General features: G+C 36.1%; 21 protein-coding genes and 1 riboswitch. Of the genes, 4 read left to right on the top strand and 17 right to left on the bottom strand.

Going from position 1 to position 22720, the window contains the following annotated elements; all coding sequences use genetic code 11:
- Nucleotides 1-117 precede the first annotated feature (117 nt).
- Together KHY58_RS07585 and KHY58_RS07590 are read right to left on the bottom strand one after the other, a co-directional pair.
- A complete protein-coding gene (locus KHY58_RS07585; protein ID WP_004697914.1) occupies nt 118-465 on the bottom strand; it encodes an energy transducer TonB in 348 nt (115 codons plus the stop codon).
- A gap of 10 nt (nt 466-475) precedes the next feature.
- Nucleotides 476-853 carry an energy transducer TonB gene (locus KHY58_RS07590; protein ID WP_024061071.1) on the bottom strand — a complete coding sequence of 126 codons (378 nt, stop codon included), beginning with the start codon at nt 851-853 and terminating at the stop codon, nt 476-478.
- Nucleotides 854-1317: 464 nt separating this feature from the next.
- Here KHY58_RS07590 and KHY58_RS07595 point away from each other — a divergent pair, with 464 nt between their 5' ends.
- From KHY58_RS07595 to KHY58_RS07610, 4 genes are all read left to right on the top strand, one after another.
- Nucleotides 1318-2259: a metal ABC transporter solute-binding protein, Zn/Mn family gene (locus KHY58_RS07595; RefSeq protein ID WP_008603086.1), complete on the top strand. Its 942-nt coding sequence runs from the start codon at nt 1318-1320 to the stop codon at nt 2257-2259.
- 146 nt (nt 2260-2405) lie between these two features.
- The gene (locus KHY58_RS07600) at nt 2406-3137 is read left to right on the top strand and encodes a metal ABC transporter ATP-binding protein (protein ID WP_278472784.1); all 732 of its coding nucleotides are present in this window, start codon (nt 2406-2408) and stop codon (nt 3135-3137) included.
- Nucleotides 3134-4099 (top strand): metal ABC transporter permease, encoded by a 966-nt coding sequence (locus KHY58_RS07605; RefSeq protein ID WP_278472786.1) that lies wholly within the window; start codon nt 3134-3136, stop codon nt 4097-4099. Before KHY58_RS07600 ends, KHY58_RS07605 begins: the two co-directional genes overlap by 4 nt.
- Complete coding sequence (locus KHY58_RS07610; protein WP_278472788.1) at nt 4096-5196, top strand: metal ABC transporter permease; 1101 nt, start codon at nt 4096-4098, stop codon at nt 5194-5196. The genes KHY58_RS07605 and KHY58_RS07610 overlap by 4 nt, the downstream gene beginning before the upstream one ends.
- A gap of 186 nt (nt 5197-5382) precedes the next feature.
- Here the strand turns inward: KHY58_RS07610 and KHY58_RS07615 are convergent, their stop codons facing one another.
- The 15 genes from KHY58_RS07615 to KHY58_RS07685 form a co-directional block, all read right to left on the bottom strand.
- Nucleotides 5383-6162 (bottom strand): ABC transporter ATP-binding protein, encoded by a 780-nt coding sequence (locus tag KHY58_RS07615; protein ID WP_077708003.1) that lies wholly within the window; start codon nt 6160-6162, stop codon nt 5383-5385.
- On the bottom strand, nt 6159-7208 hold the full coding sequence (locus KHY58_RS07620) for a FecCD family ABC transporter permease (RefSeq protein ID WP_278472790.1): 1050 nt from the start codon (nt 7206-7208) through the stop codon (nt 6159-6161). Before KHY58_RS07620 ends, KHY58_RS07615 begins: the two co-directional genes overlap by 4 nt.
- A 16-nt stretch (nt 7209-7224) precedes the next feature.
- Nucleotides 7225-8397, bottom strand: a complete 1173-nt coding sequence (locus KHY58_RS07625) for an ABC transporter substrate-binding protein (RefSeq protein WP_278472792.1) — start codon at nt 8395-8397, stop codon at nt 7225-7227.
- Nucleotides 8398-8498: 101 nt separating this feature from the next.
- Entirely contained in the window at nt 8499-9674 is a 1176-nt protein-coding gene (locus KHY58_RS07630) for an ABC transporter substrate-binding protein (RefSeq protein WP_278472794.1), read from the bottom strand.
- Between the two features lie 204 nt (nt 9675-9878).
- Nucleotides 9879-10067: riboswitch (cobalamin riboswitch) on the bottom strand.
- A 208-nt stretch (nt 10068-10275) separates the two neighbouring features.
- A complete protein-coding gene (locus KHY58_RS07635) occupies nt 10276-11016 on the bottom strand; it encodes a suppressor of fused domain protein (protein ID WP_278472796.1) in 741 nt (246 codons plus the stop codon).
- Between the two features lie 171 nt (nt 11017-11187).
- On the bottom strand, nt 11188-11631 hold the full coding sequence (locus KHY58_RS07640) for a GNAT family N-acetyltransferase (RefSeq protein ID WP_278472798.1): 444 nt from the start codon (nt 11629-11631) through the stop codon (nt 11188-11190).
- A 36-nt stretch (nt 11632-11667) separates the two neighbouring features.
- The gene (locus tag KHY58_RS07645; protein ID WP_278472800.1) at nt 11668-12498 is read right to left on the bottom strand and encodes a class I SAM-dependent methyltransferase; all 831 of its coding nucleotides are present in this window, start codon (nt 12496-12498) and stop codon (nt 11668-11670) included.
- Between the two features lie 15 nt (nt 12499-12513).
- Nucleotides 12514-12816, bottom strand: a complete 303-nt coding sequence (locus KHY58_RS07650; protein ID WP_278472802.1) for a hypothetical protein — start codon at nt 12814-12816, stop codon at nt 12514-12516.
- A 2-nt stretch (nt 12817-12818) separates the two neighbouring features.
- Nucleotides 12819-13142 (bottom strand): hypothetical protein, encoded by a 324-nt coding sequence (locus KHY58_RS07655; RefSeq protein ID WP_278472804.1) that lies wholly within the window; start codon nt 13140-13142, stop codon nt 12819-12821.
- A gap of 142 nt (nt 13143-13284) precedes the next feature.
- A complete protein-coding gene (locus KHY58_RS07660) occupies nt 13285-13794 on the bottom strand; it encodes a hypothetical protein (protein WP_278472806.1) in 510 nt (169 codons plus the stop codon).
- A 285-nt stretch (nt 13795-14079) separates the two neighbouring features.
- Nucleotides 14080-14490: a hypothetical protein gene (locus KHY58_RS07665; protein WP_278472809.1), complete on the bottom strand. Its 411-nt coding sequence runs from the start codon at nt 14488-14490 to the stop codon at nt 14080-14082.
- Nucleotides 14491-14939: 449 nt separating this feature from the next.
- Entirely contained in the window at nt 14940-17963 is a 3024-nt protein-coding gene (locus KHY58_RS07670) for a type I restriction endonuclease subunit R (RefSeq protein WP_278472812.1), read from the bottom strand.
- Nucleotides 17964-17968: 5 nt separating this feature from the next.
- Nucleotides 17969-19087, bottom strand: coding sequence for an AAA family ATPase (locus KHY58_RS07675; protein WP_278472814.1), 1119 nt, complete (start codon nt 19085-19087; stop codon nt 17969-17971).
- Nucleotides 19088-19103: 16 nt separating this feature from the next.
- Entirely contained in the window at nt 19104-20948 is a 1845-nt protein-coding gene (locus KHY58_RS07680) for a restriction endonuclease subunit S (protein ID WP_278472817.1), read from the bottom strand.
- Nucleotides 20941-22521, bottom strand: a complete 1581-nt coding sequence (locus tag KHY58_RS07685) for a type I restriction-modification system subunit M (protein ID WP_278472819.1) — start codon at nt 22519-22521, stop codon at nt 20941-20943. The genes KHY58_RS07680 and KHY58_RS07685 overlap by 8 nt, the downstream gene beginning before the upstream one ends.
- Nucleotides 22522-22720: the final 199 nt, after the last annotated feature.

The following is a 22720-nucleotide window of genomic DNA, read 5'->3' on the forward strand; positions in this document are numbered from 1 at the left end:
AAATATTATGAAAATAAATAACTTTACTTTATTTTTAAGAATATTTTAGCATACAAAAACTGCACCTCAAAAGTTGTGTCCAAGTTTTAGGGTGCAGTTCTCTATAAGTGTCTTTAATTAGTTTTTAAAATCAATATATTCAGTTTTAGAAGATGCTACAGGTTTACCATTAGAATCTGTGGCAGGACTAAATCTCCATTTAGAAATAGTATCAACAATGGCTGCATCAAGAGCACTAGAGCCACTAGATGAGACAACTTCAACGTCCCCTACAGAACCATCTTCCTTGATGGTAAAACGTATATCTGCACCATGAGCAGCTTCACCATAGGCCGCGAGCAATGCTCGGTCAATAGGTGGTGTAGCTATAGCTACTGGTGGATCATATGGAGCTGCCAACACAGAAGCTACCATACTCATTACAAACAATGAGCTTAATATAATACAACGCAACACTTTATTCATCGTTTTCTCCTTATTTAGCTTTCACAGCTTGCTTAGGCAGAGTAATTGTCATCCCAATAATGGATTCGTGTGCCTTTTGATCTGTGCCAATAGCAGGGGTAAACTTCCACTGCAAAATTGCTTTTTTTACTGCTTCATCAACGGGAGCATATCCAGAAGAGCGCTCTACGAAAACATTTTTAACATTACCTTTTTTATCAATCAAGAAGCGTACGCGCATATCAGGCGCTACCATAGCGGTTTGAGGAATCTCAGGCAACTCAGGTTTTACAATAGTAACCTCTCTTGGAGATTCTAAAAACTTCGCTGCATCAGCTGTATAATCACTTAACATGCCAAAAGATGCAACGAGTACTGCTGCAGCAGCGTATCGGAATAATTTATTCATAAGAAGCCTCCTTATTAACCTTTTACCTATGCATAATATCATACTAAATAAAGATGAATATTAAAAGAATAAATTATTATTGATAAAATTTCTCATTTATGATATATTGAATTCAAGATAACTGTCCGGACTCACATATCTAGTTGATATGACAAAAAACTACACAAAGGAGGTTCATCATGAGACGTAGAAAGCGTATTCAAATGAAGGTCATGATGGTACTTGGTATCGTTGCCCTCGTTGGGCCTAGCCATCTACAAGCACTTATTCCCTAGATTATTTTGACCTTAGCAGAAGACTGTATAACTGCCACTAGCCGCTACGTTAGTAGCGGCTATTTTTCCGTTTAAATTCAGAGAGATATTCTCCTTCTTCAAATTATTTCATTATTAGAACAAAATATTTCTCTCAAACAAAGTCATTAATGTTTTTAAATTTAGTATCTATAAAAAAGGAGGCTTATTATGAAATTTAATCGAATTTTATTAGTCGTCGTATCATTAGCACTTATAGTATTTGCCCTTGCAGGCTGCGGAAAGGACACAGCCCAAGATAGTCAGAAAAAACTTAATGTCGTAGCTACAACGACGATGTTAACGGATTTAGTAAAAGAAATCGGCGGTGACCATGTAACCGTTCAAGGTCTCATGGGACCTGGTGTAGACCCTCACTTATATCAAGCTAGCGCAGGCGATGTAACAGCTATGTCTAAGGCGGATGTTGTAGTATACAACGGCATTCACTTGGAAGGTAAAATGGGCTCCATTTTTGATAATCTAACAAAGCAAAATAAAGCGACCATCCGCGTATCTGATGCCATTGATCCAGCTACATTGCTCGACTTTGACGAAGAAGATGGTGTAAAAACAAAAGACCCTCATATTTGGTTTGACGTTGCTAACTGGAAGCTGGCAGCAAAAGCAGTATACGAAGGTCTTGCTAAAGCCGATCCGGCTCATAAAGAAGATTACCAAAAACGCTATGACGCATACCTTACTAAATTAGATGAAACTGATGCGTACGTTAAAGCTCAAGCAGAATCTATTCCAAAAGAATCTCGCGTACTTGTAACAGCTCACGATGCATTCCAATACTTTGCTCGTGCGTACGGTTTTGAAGTAAAAGGTTTGCAAGGTGTAAGCACTGCCACAGAAGCAGGTACACAAGATATGAATAACCTCGTTCAATTCATCGTAGACCACAAGATTAAAGCCATCTTCGTAGAGTCTTCTGTACCACACAAAACAATTGAAGCCGTTCAAGAGGCATCCAAAGCTAAAGGTTGGAACGTATCCATCGGCGGCGAATTATACTCTGACTCTCTCGGCTCCGAAGGTACTGAGGGTGGCACATATATCGGTATGGTGAAAGCTAATATTGATACAATTACCAAAGCACTTAAATAATCATTTATTAGAATTTCTTAATTGAATACAACAAAGTAAATTTACTTATACTAAATTAGATTGACTTAAGTTTACTTTATTATTGTAAGTACAAGTGCTACTAGCAACTTTCTGCTAGTGGCACTCATTAATACAAGGAGGTTTCCATGGAATGGGCCGTTGAAGTTGAAGATATGACCGTAGCATATACAACAAAACCCGTATTATGGGACGTAGATATGAAGGTACCCATCGGTTCCTTAGCGGCCATTGTCGGCCCTAATGGTGCCGGTAAGTCCACATTATTAAAGGCCATGCTCGGCCTACTAACAGTTATCTCAGGAAGTGTAAAATTTTATATCGATCACCACTTAGCAATGGACAAAAATGATTACAAGAAAATCGCCTACGTTCCTCAAAGTGGTAGCGTAGACTGGGACTTTCCCACTACCGTACTAGATGTAGTACTCATGGGTCGTTATGGTCATCTAGGTTGGTTCAAGCGACCTAACAAAAAGGATAAGGAACTCGCCCTCTCTATGATTGAAAAAATGGGTATGAGCGACTATGTGAACAGACAAATTCGCCAGCTTTCAGGGGGACAACAACAACGCGTCTTCCTCGCAAGAGCCCTCGTCCAAGAGGCAGATATTTACCTCATGGACGAACCCTTCAAGGGCGTCGATAAAACCACAGAGCATGCTATTATTTCGCTTTTACAAGAAATGAAAGCTCGCGGCAAAACGGTTATCGTCGTCCACCACGATTTAAATACGGTGCCCCAATATTTCGATTGGGTAACGATGGTAAACAAACAAACTGTCGCCTATGGCCCTGTAGCAGATACGTTTACAGACGAAGCTATTGAGCGCACCTATGGCAAGGGGAGGATTGTATGACCATACTCCAATCCTATACGACGCAAATGGTACTGCTCGGCACGGCGTTATTAGGCCTCGCTAGCGGTATCGCTGGTACCTTTGCGGTACTTCGCAAGGAAAGCCTCATCGGTGACGGCCTATCTCATGCGGCACTACCCGGTGTGGTCATTGCCTTCTTGCTGACGGGCATCAAGGACATCGAAGTTCTCATCGCAGGTGCTGCCCTATCCTCTATCACTGCGGCTTGGCTCATTACCATCACCGTAGAAAACAGCAAAATCAAATTTGATGGCGCTTTAGCGACCATACTCTCCGCTTTCTTTGGGCTTGGTATGGTATTGCTCACCTATGTACAAAGCTTAAACAATGCTGGTCAAGCAGGGCTTTCAAAATTTATATTTGGACAGGCAGCCACCATATTAGCGCGCGATGTGTACATCACATCTGCAGCGGCGCTCATCATCATCGTATTAACCGCATTATTCTGGAAGGAGTTAAAGCTCATCTCCTTCGATGTGGAATACGCCAAAACACTACAAATTCCCGTCACTTTCACCCTTATTTTATATCGTTCATTATTGATCATGACCATCATCATCGGTATTCAATCGGTAGGGGCTATCTTGATTAGCTCTCTCCTCATTGCACCCGCCGTTGGGGCAAGACAGTGGACGAATAAACTGGGCACCATGTGTATATTAGCAGGATTTTTCGGCATGATATCCGCCATCGGCGGTACTATCTGGAGTACATCGATCCCAAAATTACCGACAGGTCCAGCTATCATCGTCATTTTATCGATTCTCGTATTATTGAGTCTCATCTTTGCTCCTAACAGAGGTATGCTCTGGCAGTTCCGTAAAAATAGACAGTCAAAGCACGCATTATTGTTAGAAACCACAAGGGCTCCCAAATCCAATGCACAGCAAAGTATTTACGTAGCAGAGGACGCACAACCTCACATAGGAGGTGCCCCATGACAGTTCATACAGAGATATTGCTCATTGCCATTGCGGTATCCATCGCATGTGCCATCCCTGGGGTCTTCCTCGTATTGCGCCGCATGTCCATGATGGCCGATGCCATTACGCATACCGTATTTCTCGGCATCGTGCTCGCTTTCTTTATGACGGAAGATTTAAACTCTCCATTTCTACTCGTCGGGGCTACCTTAGTTGGTGTAGGCACCGTATGGCTTACAGAAATGATACACAATACGGGACTTGTCAACGAAGATGCGTCTATCGGCATCATCTTCCCTCTTCTATTCTCTATCGCCATCATTCTAGTCAGCCTATACAGCGGTAACGCTCATCTCGATGTAGATACCGCATTGCTCGGCGAAATAGCCTTTGCACCCTTTGATCGATGGATTGTGAACGGCACCGACCTGGGGCCTGTATCACTATGGATTTCTCTAGGCGTGGCGCTCATCAATTTAATTTTAGTCATGCTATTCTACAAGGAATTGCAATTATCTACTTTTGATCCGCTACTAGCAGGGCTCTTCGGCTTTATGCCTGCCCTCATCCACTACGTGCTGATGACCATGGTATCCCTCACCGTTGTAGCCTCATTCCAAGCGGTAGGTGCCATTCTCGTCATCGGCCTCATGATTGGGCCTGCGGTCATCGCTTATTTATGGACGGACTCTGTGAAAGCCATGCTTACTAGCAGTATCATCATCGGTATTATCTGTGCTGTCGTCGGTACGGAAGTATCTTTCACCATGGACGTATCCATCGCGGGTTCTATTGCAACCACCATCGGTATCGCACTGATTATCGCTGTTATTGCAACACCAAAGACAGGCTATATCGCCACATACCGCCGTCAACGTCATTTGCGTCGTCACTATCGAGAAACGATGATGCTGTGCCACATTTATACGCATATGGATACACCTATTGCGCACATTGAAAACGGCATCGGTACCATTCACGAGCATTTGAACTGGAGACCTGACTATACGCATCAAGCTGCTTCACAGCTAAAGAAACAAGGTCTATTATATGTGACAAATGGACACTACGTGCTTACTGATAAGGGTATAGCACAGGTTAAAGAGATTATTTAAATACAATACCAATACTTTTCCCAACAAAAAGAAGCTGAAATCAATGCTGCTCTGCAAAGATTTCAGCCTCTTTTATTTTTAACTAATAGTCTTACATCCTATTAATAACTGGATTCACGTCAATGACTATCTATAACAGATAGTACCAACACTATAATAAGCTCAACGCAATCACAAAGAATCCTATTAATTAATAATAGCTTCTAATGGAATAACATGAGGTAGCCCATTGTCATCGATATAAATTTTTGTTTTAACACGATATACATCTTCCATCATGGCTTCTGTAAAGATGTCTTTCGGTGCGCCCTGAGCGTATACTCTACCCTCTTTGAGCACGATGATTTCATCTGCGAACATAGCCGCCAGATCAAGATGATGCAATGTTACGAGTGTTGTAAAATCATTTTCTTGAGTCAGATTTTTTAGCAATGTTAACAAATCAAATTGCTTGTGCAAATCTAAAGCACTTGTCGGTTCATCAAGAATTAAGATTTTAGGTTCTTTTACAAGGGCTTGTGCCATGAACACAAGTTGGCGTTGACCACCGCTGAGCTCCATGATGCTGCGCGATGCAAAGCGCTGTAAGTTCAACCGTTCCAATACCTCTTGTGTGGCTGCAATATCCTCATCACTTACGCGGAAGGACATGGATCCCATGCGCCCTAGCATAACGACTTCAAAAACAGATAGATTGACTTTACAGTCATTATCTTGAGACAAATAGCTCACTGTACTACTAAAATCCTTTGTAGAATATTGAGATACAGGTTTACCATTAACGGAAATCTCGCCCTTGCCTTTCAAGATACCCATAATTGTTTTTAAAAGTGTAGATTTACCAGCACCGTTAGTACCAATGAGCGCAGTCAATTTACCTGTTTTAGCAGCAAAATCAACGCCCTTTAAGATTTGTCCGTCTTCCGTAGCGGAATAACCAAAGGTTAGATTATGAACTTCAATCATTTGAAATAGCTCCTTTTCCTAGTCAATACCAACGAGAAGAAGAAAGGTACACCGATGATTGCCGTCACAATACCGATTGGGAACATCGCCCCAGGAACGAGCATCTTACTCGCAATAGATGCGAGAGACAAAATCGCCATACCACACACTGCAGAGAGAGGTAAGAAATACCGTTGATCCTCACCCACAAGCATACGTGCAATATGTGGTCCTACAATACCGATAAAACCAATGGTTCCAACGAAAGAAACAGCAACGGCTGTAATGATGGAGATGAAAACAAACACTTTTACTCGTAAGCTTTCAACATTAACACCAAGACCGGAAGCCTTTTCATCGCCTAATTTTAATGCTGTTAAACGCCAAGATTCACGCATCATAAGCGGAAGCATGATTGCTAGCACGATAAGAACAATAGAGATGTTCACCCAATTTGCCTTAGCTAAACTCCCCATCGTCCAGAATACGATGTTTTGAAGGGCCTCAGGAGATGCCATATATTGCATCAAGGATTGAAGCGCTTGGAACAAGAACATCATGCCGATACCAGCGAGAATCATCGTTTCAGAGGAGAAATTCTTAATCTTATTGATGGAATAGATAAAGAAGCTCGTCAAACTAGCAAATACGAAGGCGCCGAATGGAACCATAAAGACGCCTAAAAACTCTAATGCACTAGCGCCTACAACGACCATGAGAGATGCACCGAAACCAGCCCCTGCTGATATACCAAGTGTATACGGGCTAGATAACGGGTTATCAAGGATAGTCTGCATGCCAGCACCAGCAATGCCCAAAGAAGCACCTACGAGCAACGCCATAATGGCCGTCGGAATACGAATCGACCAAATGATAACATATGCGTTTTTGGAAACCTCTACTGGGTCTGTTAATGCGAGCCATACATCACTTAACGTAAGTGATGCAGGACCTACAATAATATCGGTAACAAAACTTACCGCACAAATGATCAATCCGATAATAATGAACAATAGTTTTTTATAACTCTGTTTCTTATAATCGTACTGGTTGTTAGTTTCTGTCACTATACAAAACCCCTTTTTAGTTCAAATGCATAAACCAAACGCCACCGTAAGAGAATGGAAGGAATTTATCATAGAATTCCTTAAGTGTGCCTTCAGGATCTACATCCTTGAATTCCTCAGGATAGAATGTTTTAGCTAAGTATTCGAATACTGCAACGTCATATACTTCACGAGGTAAACCATGGTGAGTAGAGAATACGTTTTTAGATTGAACGGCTTTCAATTCAGGCCAGCCTTGACGTTCTGTGGTGAAAGCTTTCAACAATTCTTGAGATTTAGCTTCAGTTGTATCAAAACCTAAACGCATAGAAGTCGGTTTCTTAGGCCAGTAGGAACCGATGATCATGATGATATCTGGGTTTCTTTCTAAAATAAATTCTGGGTTAACAGGGCCTGCTTTTTGAACTACATCTTTGGTAATAAGATCGCCACCAACTTGCGTTGCTAATGCGCCCCAGGCTACGTTTGCACTATATGCAAAACCTAAACCTTCTGGACCTTCGTTACCTGTTTCAATGTAAACAGTTGGTTTTGGTTTATTGATTTTGCTAATGCGATCCATAACTCTTGTTAAACGGTCAGTATAGAACTTGTTGATTTCTGCTGCACGCTCTTCTTTACCCAATGCTTTACCGATAGCTTCGATAGATTTTTGATGATTTTCAAGCTTTTCCGCATGGTAATCGATATAGATAGTAGGAATGCCAGCTGCATCGATTTTAGGTTTGTAATCAGCTTCATATTGATCTTTGAAATATAAAGGCATGAAAATAACATCTGGGTTTAAGGAAATTACTTTTTCCACATCAAATGTTTTGTCATTTACGTTACCAATGAGAGGAATTTTTTCCAACTCTGGCACTTCAGATTTGTAGCGATCCCACATATCTGTACGCAATTTACTCAAATAAGGGTCAATACCAACAATAGTCTTAGCCACATCTTTGCCTTGCAACGCAGCCATAGTCAAGAACGCACCACCAGAAGCACTCAATTGAACTACTACGCGTTCTGCTGGCTTTTTCAACGTAACCTTTTGACCTGTTACGTCTGTAATCTCAATAGATTTACCAGTCTGAGCTGCATCCTTTTTTGCATCCCCAGGGCCACCACATGCAGTCAGGAGCATGCTAACAATCAGTAGAAAAACTGTGGCTAAATAAGCCATAAATTTCTTTTTCTTAACCATAGAATACCTCGATTCCAAACTTAATAAGTTCTAATAAACACAATATATAACAGCATTTATTTGGGTTTTACATCATCAGCTCCTTCACACACAACACAACCCTAATTCATATGCATAAACCAGATGCCACTATAAGAGAATGGCAAGAATTTGTCATAGAACTCTTTAAGCGTAGCTTCAGGATCTACATCCGCAAACTCTTCAGGATAGAAGGTTTTTGCTAAATATTCGAATACGGCTGCATCAAAGACTTCACGTGGAAGACCGTGGTGCGCAGAGTAAACTTGTTTATTTTCAACAGCTTTTAATTCGCTCCAACCTTGACGTTCTATGGTGAAAGCTTTCAACAACTCTTGAGACGATGCTTCGGTTGCTTCAAAACCTAAACGCATAGAGGTTGGTTTCTTAGGCCAGTAAGAACCCATGATCATTATGATATCTGGATTTTTCTCAAGTATAAACTCTGGATTAATAGGAGACGTTTTCTTAATAACATCCTTGGTGATGACATCAGCACCAGCCATAGTAGCTAATGCCCCCCAAGAGTAATTACTACTAAAGGAATTACCAAATTCTTCCGGACCATTCATACCAACTTCAAGATAAACTGTTGGTTTTGGTTTGTTAATTTTACTAACACGATCGAGAACTCTTGTCACACGCTCTGTATAGAACTTGTTAATCTCTGCAGCACGTTCTTCTTTACCTAAAGCTTTACCAATAGCTTCAATGGATTTTTGATGACTTTCCAGTTTTTCTGCATGGTAATCTATGTAAATAGTCTGAATACCAGCAGCATCCATTTTTGCTTTTGCATCAGACTCGTACTGATCTTTCAAATCAACAGGGATAAAAATAACATCTGGATTTAATGCCACAACTTGCTCAGCATTAAATGTTTTATCACCGACTGTACCCACTACTGGAATCTTAGCTAGCTCAGGCATTTCCGTAGTGAAGTGTTTCCACATATCCGCCCTGTAATCCTGCAAAGATGTATCCATACCGGCGATAACCTTTGGCGTATCCTTGCCCATAAGTGCGGAAATCGTAAAGAATGGACCACCAGCACCACTCCACTGTAAGACAACTCTCTCTGCTGGCTTTTTAAGCGTTACCGTACGTCCTGTTACGTCTGTGATTTCGATTGGCTTGTTATTTTGCGCCGTATCTTTCTTTGTCTCACTAGGACCTCCACATGCAGCGATGAGCATACTAACAATTAGGAGGAAAACCGTGGCTATGTAAGCCATACATTTTCTTTTCTGTTTAACCATGAAATACCTCTCTTCTCTCAAACTAAAACTATCACTATAAGTGCACATAAAAAGCCCGTTTCCCCACGAAGAGGAAACGGGCTGTCATCTCAGTTAGACTAACTACCACGCCTAATAAGCTAGCATATAGTATGAGCTTTCAACTATGCATAGCTAGTATAAATCCATCTATATTAATCCCCATCCCTGTCTCTCGCAGGTCAATTGGCAATTGTTAATTAGGCAGTTCTCCTGGCTCCAGTTCAACGTTACTTTGCGCCTTCCCAAAAACTTCAGTGACCGAGAGCATTTCACCCTCTATGCAAAGTACCTCGCTGTTACAGTGGCGTGACCGCTTTGGCTTGTACCAAATTCTCTATTAAGTCAATAGACACCTAACCCAATCATATGTGATTTTCCTCATCGTAGCATGCGGGATATACAGTGTCAATAAACCCATAGGGGTAAGTCTATAATTAATATTCGCTATATCACTATTAATGAAAAAAAGAAAGCCTGCTATTATGCAAGGCTTTCAGCTTATTTTATCAAAATCCAATCAAGATTAAATGTTCTTGAATCTCTTTTTACCAATTAATTTCTTTAATATTACTAATAGTTATTACTCAGCACCATTATACTCAAGAACCGGATTTCTATTATAAGATGTTGCATCAGTCCCCAACAACTCATATAATTCTTGTACTGTCATCTTCTTATCTTTTACAGCAAGTAATTCTTCGTTAGTCACACCGATGAACTCTACAAATTCTAATTTGCCATTAGGAGTATCAAGAGTTTGCAATTTAGCATCAGGAATAGTAATAAAGCCAACAATATTGGAACTATTATTTGAGTCTATGCCCTCTGTTTGCCCACTATAAAGATATTCATAAGGTTTAAAAATTTCTCCAGCAGTAAAAGTAAGTTTTGCAATTTGTTGTAATACACCACAAACACTTCTGATCTCATCATCGTTGGCACTTGCTTTATCTAAACGATAAGTAAACTCCATGCCGTAACCACTGATTGTAGGATCTTCGCTATCCTTTTCATACAGCTCGGACAAACCATATGTTACAAAGTGCCAATTATCTCCATCATCATACACACTGATACCATCAAGAGGACTATCGCCACCAAGCCGCCAGCTAATCAATGTTCCAAAATGCATAGGATCTGTTTGACCAGGATATACACGTTCACATTCTGCAGTAATCGCATCCCACCCAATTGTACAAGGATCCAGTTCATCATCCGATAAATCAGAATTTAGCTCGACAGACTTTGTAGCATCTACGCTCGTATGAGAATCAAGAGATTCTTTATTAGAAGAAAAAAGATTTTTTAACCAAGAAAACATACTTATAATACCTCCCACTCTATACAATAAACACACGATGTATTAATTTACTCATTTAAGTATATACTGTTTAAACAACAAAGGCTACACATTGATTAGTAATGTCCCCATTTAATTTATAAACTATATCATTAAATCGGCACCTTGATCTTGTGTAGCCTTTGTCTCTATTTACTTTTTCGTATATTTAGGTACATTGCGATATTGCATCGGTAAGAAATTTTCTTTTACTTTAAAACCATGTTTCTCGTAAAAGGTCGCATTCTTGCTTTCACCAATCATAACATTGATGTACAAATACGATTTGTAAGCGTCTTTCACCATTTCAAGCAAGTGCCCTGCAATACCTTGGCCCCGATAATCAGGATGAACTAGCACATAGTTTATGAAGCACACCAGCTCGCTATCATCCATGATGCGAATAAGACCTATTAAACGATTTCCATCCCAAGCAGAAATCACGCGCGAGGAGTTCATCAAAGCCTTGTATAATCGGTCCGGATATTTTCCCACCACCCAACGAACAGATAAAAACAGTTCTGCTACCTGCTGAGGGGTAAAGCTTTTTTCTTCGGTATAGGTAATCGCCCTATCGCCCTTAACGATATTAATCATGCTACTGCCTTTTCTAATCCATTTATCAACTATATCTTAGGTGTGTGACACAACTTCCTTAGGATTCCACCAAATTATAGCAGACCGAGAGGAAATCAAGCATTTATTGTCCTTAGATTTGGCTATGATTTCTTTCTTGATTTGTTCCTCTGCTGCTAGCGTTAAATCTCCATAGTACTGTTCGTATATGATCTTTCGGCACTCGATTTCATCTTCTACAGTGCGTTCACATCTATAATCAATGATACTTACATTAGGTGAGCGCCCTTGTGAAAGTAACATATTATACAGAATTTGAAACTCCTGTACATCAGATTTGCTAGCTTCCCGAGGATTCTTCCAATCAGGAATGCCAGCTACGATTGCACAATAGCCTTTTGAGTATTGCTCCATTTGTAAAATTCGAGGCCACACATCAGGAAACATCCAAAGTACTAAAGAAATAGCCACTACATCAAATTGGGAGTCAAGAGATCCATCTTGAGGTAAGTCCTGTACCATTTCTTCAATGATGTTAATATTCTCAACGTTTAATTCTTTGGCATTTTCTTTAAGGACTGCCACCATGCCCTTTGACGGCTCAATAGCAGTAACAGACTGTATGTGCTGTGCAAATGGAATAGTAAAAGACCCAGGGCCTGCACCTATATCTAGAATGGTAGAATCAGGATTTAACACACTACTCAAAGCAGCGTACACCTTACGACCAAAGTCGTAGTCATTGCTTTTACGCATAAGAGAAAAATCATTGGATCGCTTGTCCCAATACTCTAATAATGGATTCGCCCGAATCCCTTTCTCACGATCATAATAACTTTGTTTCCACATTTCATTCCAGAATGAAAAATCTGTAACTTGCGGTGCCATACGAAACCTCCTGACTTAGTCTAAATTCCTCATTTTACGTTTAAACTCTTCTGCCTCTTGTAGATTCTTAGGGAATTCAAAATAAATACAATGCTCATGTCCACAATAAGGATTTCGGAAGTCATAGCCGCTCAACAACAAATACTCGATAATCTTCCATTCTTTGTCATTAGATTTTTTAGGGGCTTTGAACTTCTCGTTCACAAAATACATCTTACCTTTGCATGTGGGACAGGTTTTATTGGTATTAAACAACTCGTAGTTTGTACCCTCCGACAAAGAGATCCGGCAGTTTACACATACATTTTTATAGCCCATAGTTATTTACTCCCATATGGTTTATGTTGAAAGATTTCTTTTACAATCCCTTCACCAACAATATTTCCACCTTCCATGATGAGGAACTCTGCACCTGCTTGTATAGCAGAATAATCTACGGTTTCATATACTGGTAAAGCGTTAGCTTGAATTGGTTTATCAAAGATGACATCTTCACCATCAATAAAGTTGATACCAAGATATTCCTCAGTACCTTTTATAACAAAATGAGGATAGTACATTCCATTATTTAAATTTGGTGGAGTTCTTCTCTTTTTGCTGAAGAAAGTAACTGTACAGCCAATAGTAAAATCTAAAGTACTCATTTCGGGCCTCATTCAACTACATATACCATATCACCTTTAAAGTATATCCGAGGAAAAACTAAATTGCTCTATGTTAAGATTATCTAATCAATCTAGAACCTTTTTAAAAATTTCCTTATCTTCTAAAACTATATTATATATTTTAACAAAAAAGACTTTTATAAAGCCCTTTAATTTCTCGTGCGTATTTCACTGCATCAGGAAGATGCATTCGTTTATAGTAATCTCCTAATATTTCTGTATGATTTTTCAAAATATCAAATTCAATCATATACATAGCAATACTCGTTATAGAATATTTTCCTATCTCAAGTATAGTTGATTTATCTTCTATATCTAATTCCTCGCCTTTTGGAAATTCACCATCAGAATATTCTTCCCAAGTTTCATCACTGTATTGCCAAAAGGCTTTACTCCAAAGAATCAGTTCTTTACGATTGTATTCTATTAATTGCTCGAAAAACTGCACTAACTCTTTCTCAGAATATAACTTGCAATTAAACCCTTCTAATAAGAATTGCCTTTGATTCAATCGATTTCTTAGTTCTTGAATTTCTATACTTTGTAGTTCTTTATTAAAGTTATCAGGTCCGAATTCCTCTATAATATCTAAATATATAGGGCTATCTAAAAATTCTTTTAAAGTTTTCATATTCTTACGTCCTTACAGAATTAACACCTTCCATAATAAAGAACTCCGTACCTGCTTTTAGAACAAAATAATTTACAATTTCAAAAACTAACAACATATTACCTCATATTTGTTTATCAAAGATGACATCTTTACTACCATAAGATTTATACCAAGACTCAGTACCTTTTATAACAAAATGAGGATAGTACATTCCATTATTTAAATTAGGTGGAGTTCTTCTTTTCTTGCTGAAGAAAGTAACTGTACAGCAAATAGTAAAATTTAAATTACTCATTTCGGGCCTCATTCAACTACATATACCATATCACCTTTAAAGTATATGTTCATTATACAGTGTACGGGGTTCCCTTCGGTCCATAACCAACCCTGGAATACAGCGTGTCCCCAATTATAGGTCTCCGTAATAACCTCAAATTCACTTTCACTATAATCCTGCTGATACTGAGGTAACTCAATTCTTTTACCTGTGAAAGTATCTAGTATTGTATTATTAAACACGAGAATTTCAAAAAAATCTATATCGCACGTCTCAAATACGACTTGAGCCTTATGAGTTTGCTCAACACCATTCTCATAAGAGAAAATATACTCAAAAGTAAGGATCAAATTATCGTCTACGTATTCTATTTTCTGTACCCTTGCATCGTGGAGAGAATATTTGGAATGGTTGCCAAAAGACTTTGTTATTTTCATAGATCCTCGATTTTACAAACTAACATCAGATAGATAAAATCTTTTTAGCTTAAAATTGGTAGACATCTCTATGATCTCAAATTTAGTTAAGAGAAAAGAATCACCCTTCTTATAAATACCAATTTCCACTAGAAAAATTGAGATATCTTTTGTAGTCTTGTACTTTAATTCCTCTAATATACATTGATATTTAATCTTGCTTCTTTACCATTCTAAATTAAAATGGTAAAAAGCAATAAGGATATTTTTATTTATAGCCGTCATGCCAAGCGTATATTATTGCTCAGTATTCTAATACTTAATTCTTCAGATAACCATTTATAAAAATCATATTACTCATAATTTCAGAGCACTCTAATATCAACTCATTCTGATCTTTTAACTTCAGTTTATATCACGTACCTATCAAAACAATACATTTAAATGAAAATACAACACTAATGTAAGGTTTAAATCCCAACAAAAACTTCCACAATTTTTCTAATCTTTTCTAATACCGATTCTTTTTTCTTTTCCCTTGCTCCTAATCTACGTGAAGTCGGTGGAATAATACGGTCTAGCTCATCCCCTGCATATTCGACATATCCTTTACTTATAGCCTTTTCTATAAATCGTTTTGAGTCTTCTTTCAAGTTCTCTTCTTCAACTAAAGATATTATATTATTCTCCTTCTCCTTCTTTGCAAAACTATAGAATGACTCAAGAATATCATCAGTATTTTTCAGCTCAGACAATCTTGTACTGTTGATAAAGCCCATAATCAATTCTTCTTTTGCCCTTGTGCCAAGACTTGATCTTATTACCCTTCGAACTTCTACTTTTAAGCTTTCCACATCATCATTTTCTTTAGATTTTTCCAGTATCAAGGCCAAAATATAGTCCAAATTTATTTCATCTGTTTTAAGCAAATCAATTTGAAACTCAATATCAGAAAAATCAATTTGTTCTCCTTCAGAATTTTCATAGTTCTTTAAATTTATAATGTTTTCCCTGATATCAACATAGACACTTTTCATATCCTGCATCTGCCTGTCTGAAATAATTTTTTCAAACTCTTCAAACTCATCAAAGTTTTTCAGGATATTCTCGGCTTTCAATAGCTCCCCAAAAAGCTCTGCAAATTCTTTTTTATCCGCTTCTAATATAATTTCGGTCGGCTCTGGGAATTTAGATATTATTTCATTACATATATCGGTGTACCCCTTAACAACCTTGCCTGTCTCTTCATCTTTGAATCCATGAATATATTCTTCATAGCTCTTTTCCAAAATGATGTTTACACTGTTTTCGTCGCCAAATGTCTTTATTGCATCTTTTGTAGCTTTTTCCAAATCCCTAAAGCAAACAATATTACCAAATGTCTTTACTTTATTCAGAATTCGGTTTGTTCTTGAAAACGCCTGAATAAGCCCATGATATCTAAGATTTTTATCAACAAATAAAGTATTTAATGTAGGTGCATCAAAGCCTGTTAAAAACATTCCTACTACAATAAGCAAATCAACTTGTTTATCTTTCACTTTAAGTGACAAATCCTTGTAATAATTTTGAAATTCATTACCATTGGTAGAAAAATTGGTTTTAAAGTAACTATTATAGTCAGTGATTACCTTATCTAAAAATTCTTTTGCCGTTGATTCCATAGCAGAAACATCAAAGTCCTCTTCTGATATTTCTCCGATTGCTCTTTGCTCCTCATTGGCTGCAAAACTGTATATTGTGGCTATTTTCAGTCTTTTTTCTTCAGGTAAATTGCTTTGTTGTCTTTCAAATTCTTCATAATATAATTTGGCTGCTTCAACACTTTGTACAGCAAACATTGCATTAAACCCGTTAAGTCTTCTATGTTTCAAATCATAAAACTCATTACGATGTGTTTTCATATCAAAAACATTAAGAATGTGCTTTGTAATCTCAGTAATTCTTTCAGGATGAAGCAGCATTTTATTTTCCAGTTTGGCTAATTTCTTTTCATCTTCCTCTTTCTCTGCAGTTTTAAATTTCGGTGTAATATTATTATAATCCACTTTGAATTTTAAAACTTTGCCGTCACGAATAGCATCGGTAATAACGTAACTGTGAAGCTGTGCCCCAAATATACCTGATGTTGTATCTCCGCCAAGCGAATTTTCTGGAAAAATTGGCGTGCCCGTAAATCCGAACTGGTAATGTTTCTTAAATAATGTCCTTATATTTTTCTGTGCATCTCCAAATTGAGAACGATGACATTCATCAAATATAAGAACACAATTTTTTTCATAAATATCATGAGTAGGATTTCTTTTTACAAATTCATTTAATTTTTGAATCGTGGTAACTACAATACGATTATCATCTCTTTCAATGCATCTTTTCAGTTCTTTTGTATCTTTACTCCCATTTACACTATCCGGCTGAAATCTTTGATATTCTTTCAGTGTTTGGTAGTCTAAATCTTTTCTATCTACCACAAAAAATACCTTATCAATATAATCCAATGTTGTAGCAAGCCTTGCAGCTTTAAAAGAAGTGAGCGTCTTACCAGAACCTGTCGTATGCCAAATAAAGCCGCCCGCTTCGGGTCTCCCGGCTTTTTTCGCCTCATAACTTGATTTTATCTTCCACAAAATTCGTTCAGTAGCCGCAATTTGATATGGTCGCATAATAAGGAGTGTGTTATTAACGTCAAATACGCAATATTTTGTAAGCACTTCTAGAATAACACGCTTTTCAAAAAAGGTCTTAGTAAAATCCTCTAGATCACAAATTACCTTATTTTTAGCATCTGCCCATTCACAGGTAAACTCATAATTATTTTTATCCTGTGCTGTTGTATTGGCAAAATATCTAGTATAAGTTCCATTAGAGATAACAAATATCTGAACATACTTATATAATGAGTTTTCACTATTAAAACTTTCTTTACTGTATCTATGAATTTGGTTAAAGGCTTCATGTAAATTCACGCCTCTTTTTTTTAGTTCCACATGGACAAGCGGTAACCCATTTACTAAAATTGTTACATCATAGCGATTTCGATTTTTTCCTTCTCCAACAATCTGATTTGCGACTTGTAGAAAATTATTGTGGATATTTTTCTTATCAATAATCTTAATATTTTTCAAATGGCCATCATCAAAAATAAAATCATGGATGTAATTCTCTTGTATTGTTCGTGTTTTCTCAATCATCCCATCATTTGGAACATCTAAATATTCAAGTAAAAACCTGGCCCACTCTTCATTTGTAAAAGAAACTCCATTTAGCTTTTCAATTTGGATTTTTAAATTTATATATAATTCATCATTCGATTTTACTATAAGCCTCTCATACCCCTGCGAAACTAGATTTTCAATCATTTGTCTTTCGAGTTCAGCTTCACTTTGATATGCAGTTTCTCTAACTTGAAGGTCTTTTTCAAAATTAGCTAAAATAATTCCGCCTGTCATTTCGGCAATTGTAGATGTACTATACTTTACTTTTTCTTCTGACATCTAATTTACTCCTTCCATTTATATTCTCTCTTAAAAATTTCAAAGAGCAACTTTAATAGATTTTTCTCGTTAGGTTTTAATTCTTTTGCCTCCAAGTCTGAAACTTTATTATGCGATGCCGAGTTAATAAATCGAATATATCCTTTTCTATCCTCATCAGACATACCCTCTACTAAAAGTAGATCTCCCCAATTATTATAGCCAAGAAAAGATGCCGTTTTATCCAGCAAATTTCTAAATAACATGAAATGATATCTCTCAACAACATTATCATCTATTGCCTTCTGAATTATTCTTTTAATAAATAAATGATATCCAAATGGTGTATCATTTTGTTTATCCATTGAGTAACTATTTTCATTTCTTTGTAATAAACGATACTCTTTTTTATTATCGTTTATACGTCTCTCACTTTTAAATTCATTGAATAAAACATTATAGAATAACGCATGGTGAGTTGTAATTATGAATCTTAAATCAGCAGACTTTGAATTAGCTATTAGTTCCCTCAAAGAAATAGCCAACTGAATAAGGTGATTATCATCTAAAGAGGTAACTGGATCATCTATAAAAATATATTGTATAGCATTAAATTCATCTGTACTTCTATCACTGATTTCATCAATATTTAACTCTGCTATAATTGTTTCCATTAGAACAAAAAATACAGTCCAAATAAAGATACTTTCCTCACCTTTAGATATTTTAATATTTTCAACTGCTTCCTCGTCTCCGGTAGGTAAACTAAAGGTAATTTCTCCTATACTTGTATCGATGTTAGGTTCAATCTTTGAAGAAGTGAATTCTTTGAATCTCTCTGCGATCTCTTTTTCTTTTCCTTGTCGTTCTACCAAATCAATAAAACTGGAGTTTTTATTGATTTTAAGCTTCCTCTCATTGTCATTTTCTAAATCATTATCCCAAGAAAATAAATCTTCCGTAAAAGCATTATAATAAACTATATGCTTTATATCTTCATCATCCTCCAGATTATTAACTAAACTTTTAAATTCCATTGATAATCTTGTCTTTCCAGTTGCATTGAAAGCGTACAATAAAGTAACTTTCTTATTAGAATCTTTAATTTTTTGAGCTATTTCTGCTAAAGAACTATACTCTTCCATACTTTCCTCTCACCTCTTAATTACTGCTCTTAAAGTCTAACAACTTATCTCTATAGTATTCATACTGTTTTTGCCGTAATTCTATTTCTTTTGGTATACCTATAGAAACATCATTTATTAAATCATTAAACTTATCAAGAATTGAAACGATATATTCTTGAACTTGTAGAGAAGGTAGTGGTACTTTTATCTTTTCCATATCCATTATTGATATTTCAATAACTTTGACACCTTTTGCTAACTTATTCTTTTGACTTAATAAATAATTTGCTCCATTAAAAACATATGAAAGATATTTGGGATTTTCATTATGTCTAAATATTGCTGCATGACCACCAGTGACGACAGTTTCATTACCTAAGTATGCCACAGTTTTCATTACATCTTCTATATTTTCAGAAGTTTTTGCAATAACCAAATCACCATAATTAACTTTTTTAAGTTTTTTCATATCATTTTTATCAATACGTACGATTGGATTTTCTACAAACAGATTATATTTTGTATAAATATGTCCATAATGAATTGCTCCAACAGTTCCATTATCAGTGAATAAGCTTTTAGGCATTCCTGTTCCATTTTCAAATACTCCTAACCGCCCCAATGCCTTCCATTCAACGTCAAATAGCTTAATACCAACTATATCTGCCGCTTCTTTTAATAATACAAAATAACTATTAGAAATTATCTGTCTGTCTGTCTGTCTGTCTGTCTGTCTAGAAATTGTTCCGCCTACAATATCAAATGTCAAGAGGTTTTCACGATAATATTCATATTGTTTTTGTCTTTGTTCAATTTCCTGTGGCAACAAACCTTTTGTATCAGAAAGTAAGGATTGAAAACTATCAAGAATCTGGATCACTTTATTTTGTATTTCCAATGGTGGTAAATCTATTTTTACCTTATTTAAAATGGATTGTGTAAGACTTGGTCTTGTAGAGTCTGTACTTAATTTACTAATATCGTAATTTTCTATAAAGTAATAAAAATACTTAGGTATAATTTTTTTATCGTTTATTTCTGTATAGAAAATAGTATCTACATTCCAAAATGGTTCATCTACGTAAAACACATTTTCTATTGAGCCTTTTCTGGGTATCAAAACAGAAGGTTTATCATATGCATGTTGATCTACATAAACACCCATTTTACCACCACTACCGTATACAGGAATATTTCCTTCTCCTAAAGATTTCCAGTCTTTCCCATTCTTAATTTTTGCAACTTCCTCAATGAAAACGGTTTTAAATACATATTCTTTTTGGGATAAACACTCCAACTCTTCCGAAAGTTTATTAAGATACTCTTCACTTAAAAGCATATCTCTATAGTACTCATATTGTTTAGTTCTAGCCTGTAATTCAGCCTGTAATTCAGCCTGTAATTCAGAAACACAATTCGTAAATTTGTCAAGTATTTTTACAATTTTTTTCTGTGTTTCTATAGATGGAATCGGTATTAGGGTTTCTTTCAAAAAAGAAAAGTGTCTTTTATATTCCCCCATCTTTTCATAAAAATTTAAAATTGCATAATATAAATATCTAGAATATAAATAAGTTTCATCTGTTTTTAATACTTTAATCCCATCTGCCCCTTGGGCAAATTGAAAATCAACATATTTTAAAGTCTCTGTGTGATCTCCAAATATCACATACGAATACCTTTCAAAAATAGCATTAATATCATTGGTATATCCAACAATAAATTTTTGACCTTGATCTATTATTGGATAAAGACCTTCTTCTAAATACTCATTTTTTTTAATTTTCCTTTTTGGTGAGATTACTTTTACTTCTTTTATCTCCCCTATTTTTTTCCATTCAACCTTTTCATTTTTTAATAGCTCATCTATTTTACTCATTTTCAAGCTCCTTTACAATTTCGTCTATTGAGCTTCTTAGTTTATCTATTTTCTTAACGGTTTCTTCAATTTCTTTATTTAGTACTTTTATATCGATAACTTCTTTGGTATCTTCTTTTTCCACGTAGGTTGAAACAGAAAGATTATAATCACGCTCTTGAATATCCTCCTTATCAACATATCTAGAAAAGTATTCTTTCTCTGTTCTATTTTTGAACGCATCAATGATTACCTCAATATTTGTTTCATCTAAAATATTATTATTGGCTTCCTTTTTAAATTCTTTGCTCGCATCAATAAACAATATTTTATTTTCTATCTTGTTCTTTGCCATAATTAAAATGCAAGTAGCTATTGTTGTTCCAAAGAAAAGATTTTCTGGGAGTTGGATAATACAATCAATAAAATTATTATCTACAAGATATTGCCTAATAGTTTTTTCAGCACCTTTTCTATAAAAAATCCCTGGAAAACAAACAATTGCCGCCCTACCTTTACTCGAAAGATACGATAATGAATGCATGATAAAAGCATAGTCAGCATACGACTTTGGCGCTAGTTTCCCTGCTGGTGCAAACCTTTCATCATTTATTAAAGTTGGATCAGTATCTCCCACCCATTTAATTGAATAAGGAGGATTTGAAACAATAGCATCAAACGGTTTTTCTTCTTTATGTAAAGGATTGATTAGAGTATCGCCCCTTTTAATTGAAAAATTATTATAATTCACATTGTGAAGAAACATATTCATACGAGCTAAGTTAAAGTTAGTCATATTAATTTCCTGTCCAAAGAATCCTTCCTCAATAATATGTTCATCAAATTGCTTTTTCATCTGAAGCAATAAACTTCCACTGCCACATGTAGGGTCATATACCTTATTAATATTAGTTTTTCCATCCATAACAAGTCTTGACAAAAGTTTCGAAACTGTTTGTGGGGTAAAAAACTCTCCACCGGATTTTCCTGCATTACTCGCATACTTTGAAATCAAATACTCATACGCATCGCCAAAGGCATCTATCTCATTATCCTGAAAATTCCCAAAATTAATTCCAGCTATACCTGTTAGTATATCTGCCAATCTTTTATTTTTTTCTGCTACCGTTCCTCCTAAACGGTTACTAGTTGTATCCACATCTTCAAATAGACCTTTAATATCATCTTCCGATGCAAATCCTACTGCACTTTCTTCAATTGCTTTAAATATATTAGCTAAATCTGTATTTAAATTTTCATTATTCTTAGCTGTTTTAACAACATTTTTAAATAGTTGGCTTGGTAATATAAAAAAGCCTTTATCCTCAACTGTATTTGGTCTAAAATCCTGCTCTGCTTCTTCATCAGAAATTTCAGCGTAATCAAATTCTAAATCACCAGCTTCATGCTCGGCAGAATTAAAAAATTCAGTAATATTTTCAGAAATAAATCTATAAAACAAAATTCCTAAAATATATTGTTTAAAATCCCAACCATCTACTGCACCACGAACATCATCAGCAATAGCCCAAATTTTTCTATGCAACTCTGATCTTTGTATTATTTCATTATTACCCTTAGTTAAGTCTGACATCCCTTTCTACCTCACTTTATTTAATAGACGCATAAGTAAAGTTTTATCCTCTATCTTCTGGTATAAAACTTTCTATTTTTTCCTTATTCTAGTTATACTGTACAACAAGTTGATTTTTATTCACCTTGCATAAAGTTCAATCATTTTGAAGTGTAAATATATAATTCACAATTATTTTCGAAGCATCTTTACTTCACCT

It is taken from the genome of Veillonella parvula (assembly GCF_018366295.1).
Taxonomy (GTDB): Bacteria; Bacillota; Negativicutes; order Veillonellales; family Veillonellaceae; genus Veillonella; species Veillonella parvula_P.

Bases quoted from the DNA above. Each gene is read 5' to 3' on its own strand.
- KHY58_RS07585 (WP_004697914.1), bottom strand. From the start codon at position 465: ATGAATAAAGTGTTGCGTTGTATTATATTAAGCTCATTGTTTGTAATG.
- KHY58_RS07590 (WP_024061071.1), bottom strand. From the start codon at position 853: ATGAATAAATTATTCCGATACGCTGCTGCAGCAGTACTCGTTGCATCT.
- KHY58_RS07595 (WP_008603086.1), top strand. From the start codon at position 1,318: ATGAAATTTAATCGAATTTTATTAGTCGTCGTATCATTAGCACTTATA.
- KHY58_RS07600 (WP_278472784.1), top strand. From the start codon at position 2,406: ATGGAATGGGCCGTTGAAGTTGAAGATATGACCGTAGCATATACAACA.
- KHY58_RS07605 (WP_278472786.1), top strand. From the start codon at position 3,134: ATGACCATACTCCAATCCTATACGACGCAAATGGTACTGCTCGGCACG.
- KHY58_RS07610 (WP_278472788.1), top strand. From the start codon at position 4,096: ATGACAGTTCATACAGAGATATTGCTCATTGCCATTGCGGTATCCATC.
- KHY58_RS07615 (WP_077708003.1), bottom strand. From the start codon at position 6,162: ATGATTGAAGTTCATAATCTAACCTTTGGTTATTCCGCTACGGAAGAC.
- KHY58_RS07625 (WP_278472792.1), bottom strand. From the start codon at position 8,397: ATGGTTAAGAAAAAGAAATTTATGGCTTATTTAGCCACAGTTTTTCTA.
- KHY58_RS07630 (WP_278472794.1), bottom strand. From the start codon at position 9,674: ATGGTTAAACAGAAAAGAAAATGTATGGCTTACATAGCCACGGTTTTC.
- KHY58_RS07635 (WP_278472796.1), bottom strand. From the start codon at position 11,016: ATGTTTTCTTGGTTAAAAAATCTTTTTTCTTCTAATAAAGAATCTCTT.
- KHY58_RS07640 (WP_278472798.1), bottom strand. From the start codon at position 11,631: ATGATTAATATCGTTAAGGGCGATAGGGCGATTACCTATACCGAAGAA.
- KHY58_RS07645 (WP_278472800.1), bottom strand. From the start codon at position 12,498: ATGGCACCGCAAGTTACAGATTTTTCATTCTGGAATGAAATGTGGAAA.
- KHY58_RS07650 (WP_278472802.1), bottom strand. From the start codon at position 12,816: ATGGGCTATAAAAATGTATGTGTAAACTGCCGGATCTCTTTGTCGGAG.
- KHY58_RS07655 (WP_278472804.1), bottom strand. From the start codon at position 13,142: ATGAGTACTTTAGATTTTACTATTGGCTGTACAGTTACTTTCTTCAGC.
- KHY58_RS07660 (WP_278472806.1), bottom strand. From the start codon at position 13,794: ATGAAAACTTTAAAAGAATTTTTAGATAGCCCTATATATTTAGATATT.
- KHY58_RS07665 (WP_278472809.1), bottom strand. From the start codon at position 14,490: ATGAAAATAACAAAGTCTTTTGGCAACCATTCCAAATATTCTCTCCAC.
- KHY58_RS07670 (WP_278472812.1), bottom strand. From the start codon at position 17,963: ATGTCAGAAGAAAAAGTAAAGTATAGTACATCTACAATTGCCGAAATG.
- KHY58_RS07675 (WP_278472814.1), bottom strand. From the start codon at position 19,087: ATGGAAGAGTATAGTTCTTTAGCAGAAATAGCTCAAAAAATTAAAGAT.
- KHY58_RS07680 (WP_278472817.1), bottom strand. From the start codon at position 20,948: ATGAGTAAAATAGATGAGCTATTAAAAAATGAAAAGGTTGAATGGAAA.
- KHY58_RS07685 (WP_278472819.1), bottom strand. From the start codon at position 22,521: ATGTCAGACTTAACTAAGGGTAATAATGAAATAATACAAAGATCAGAG.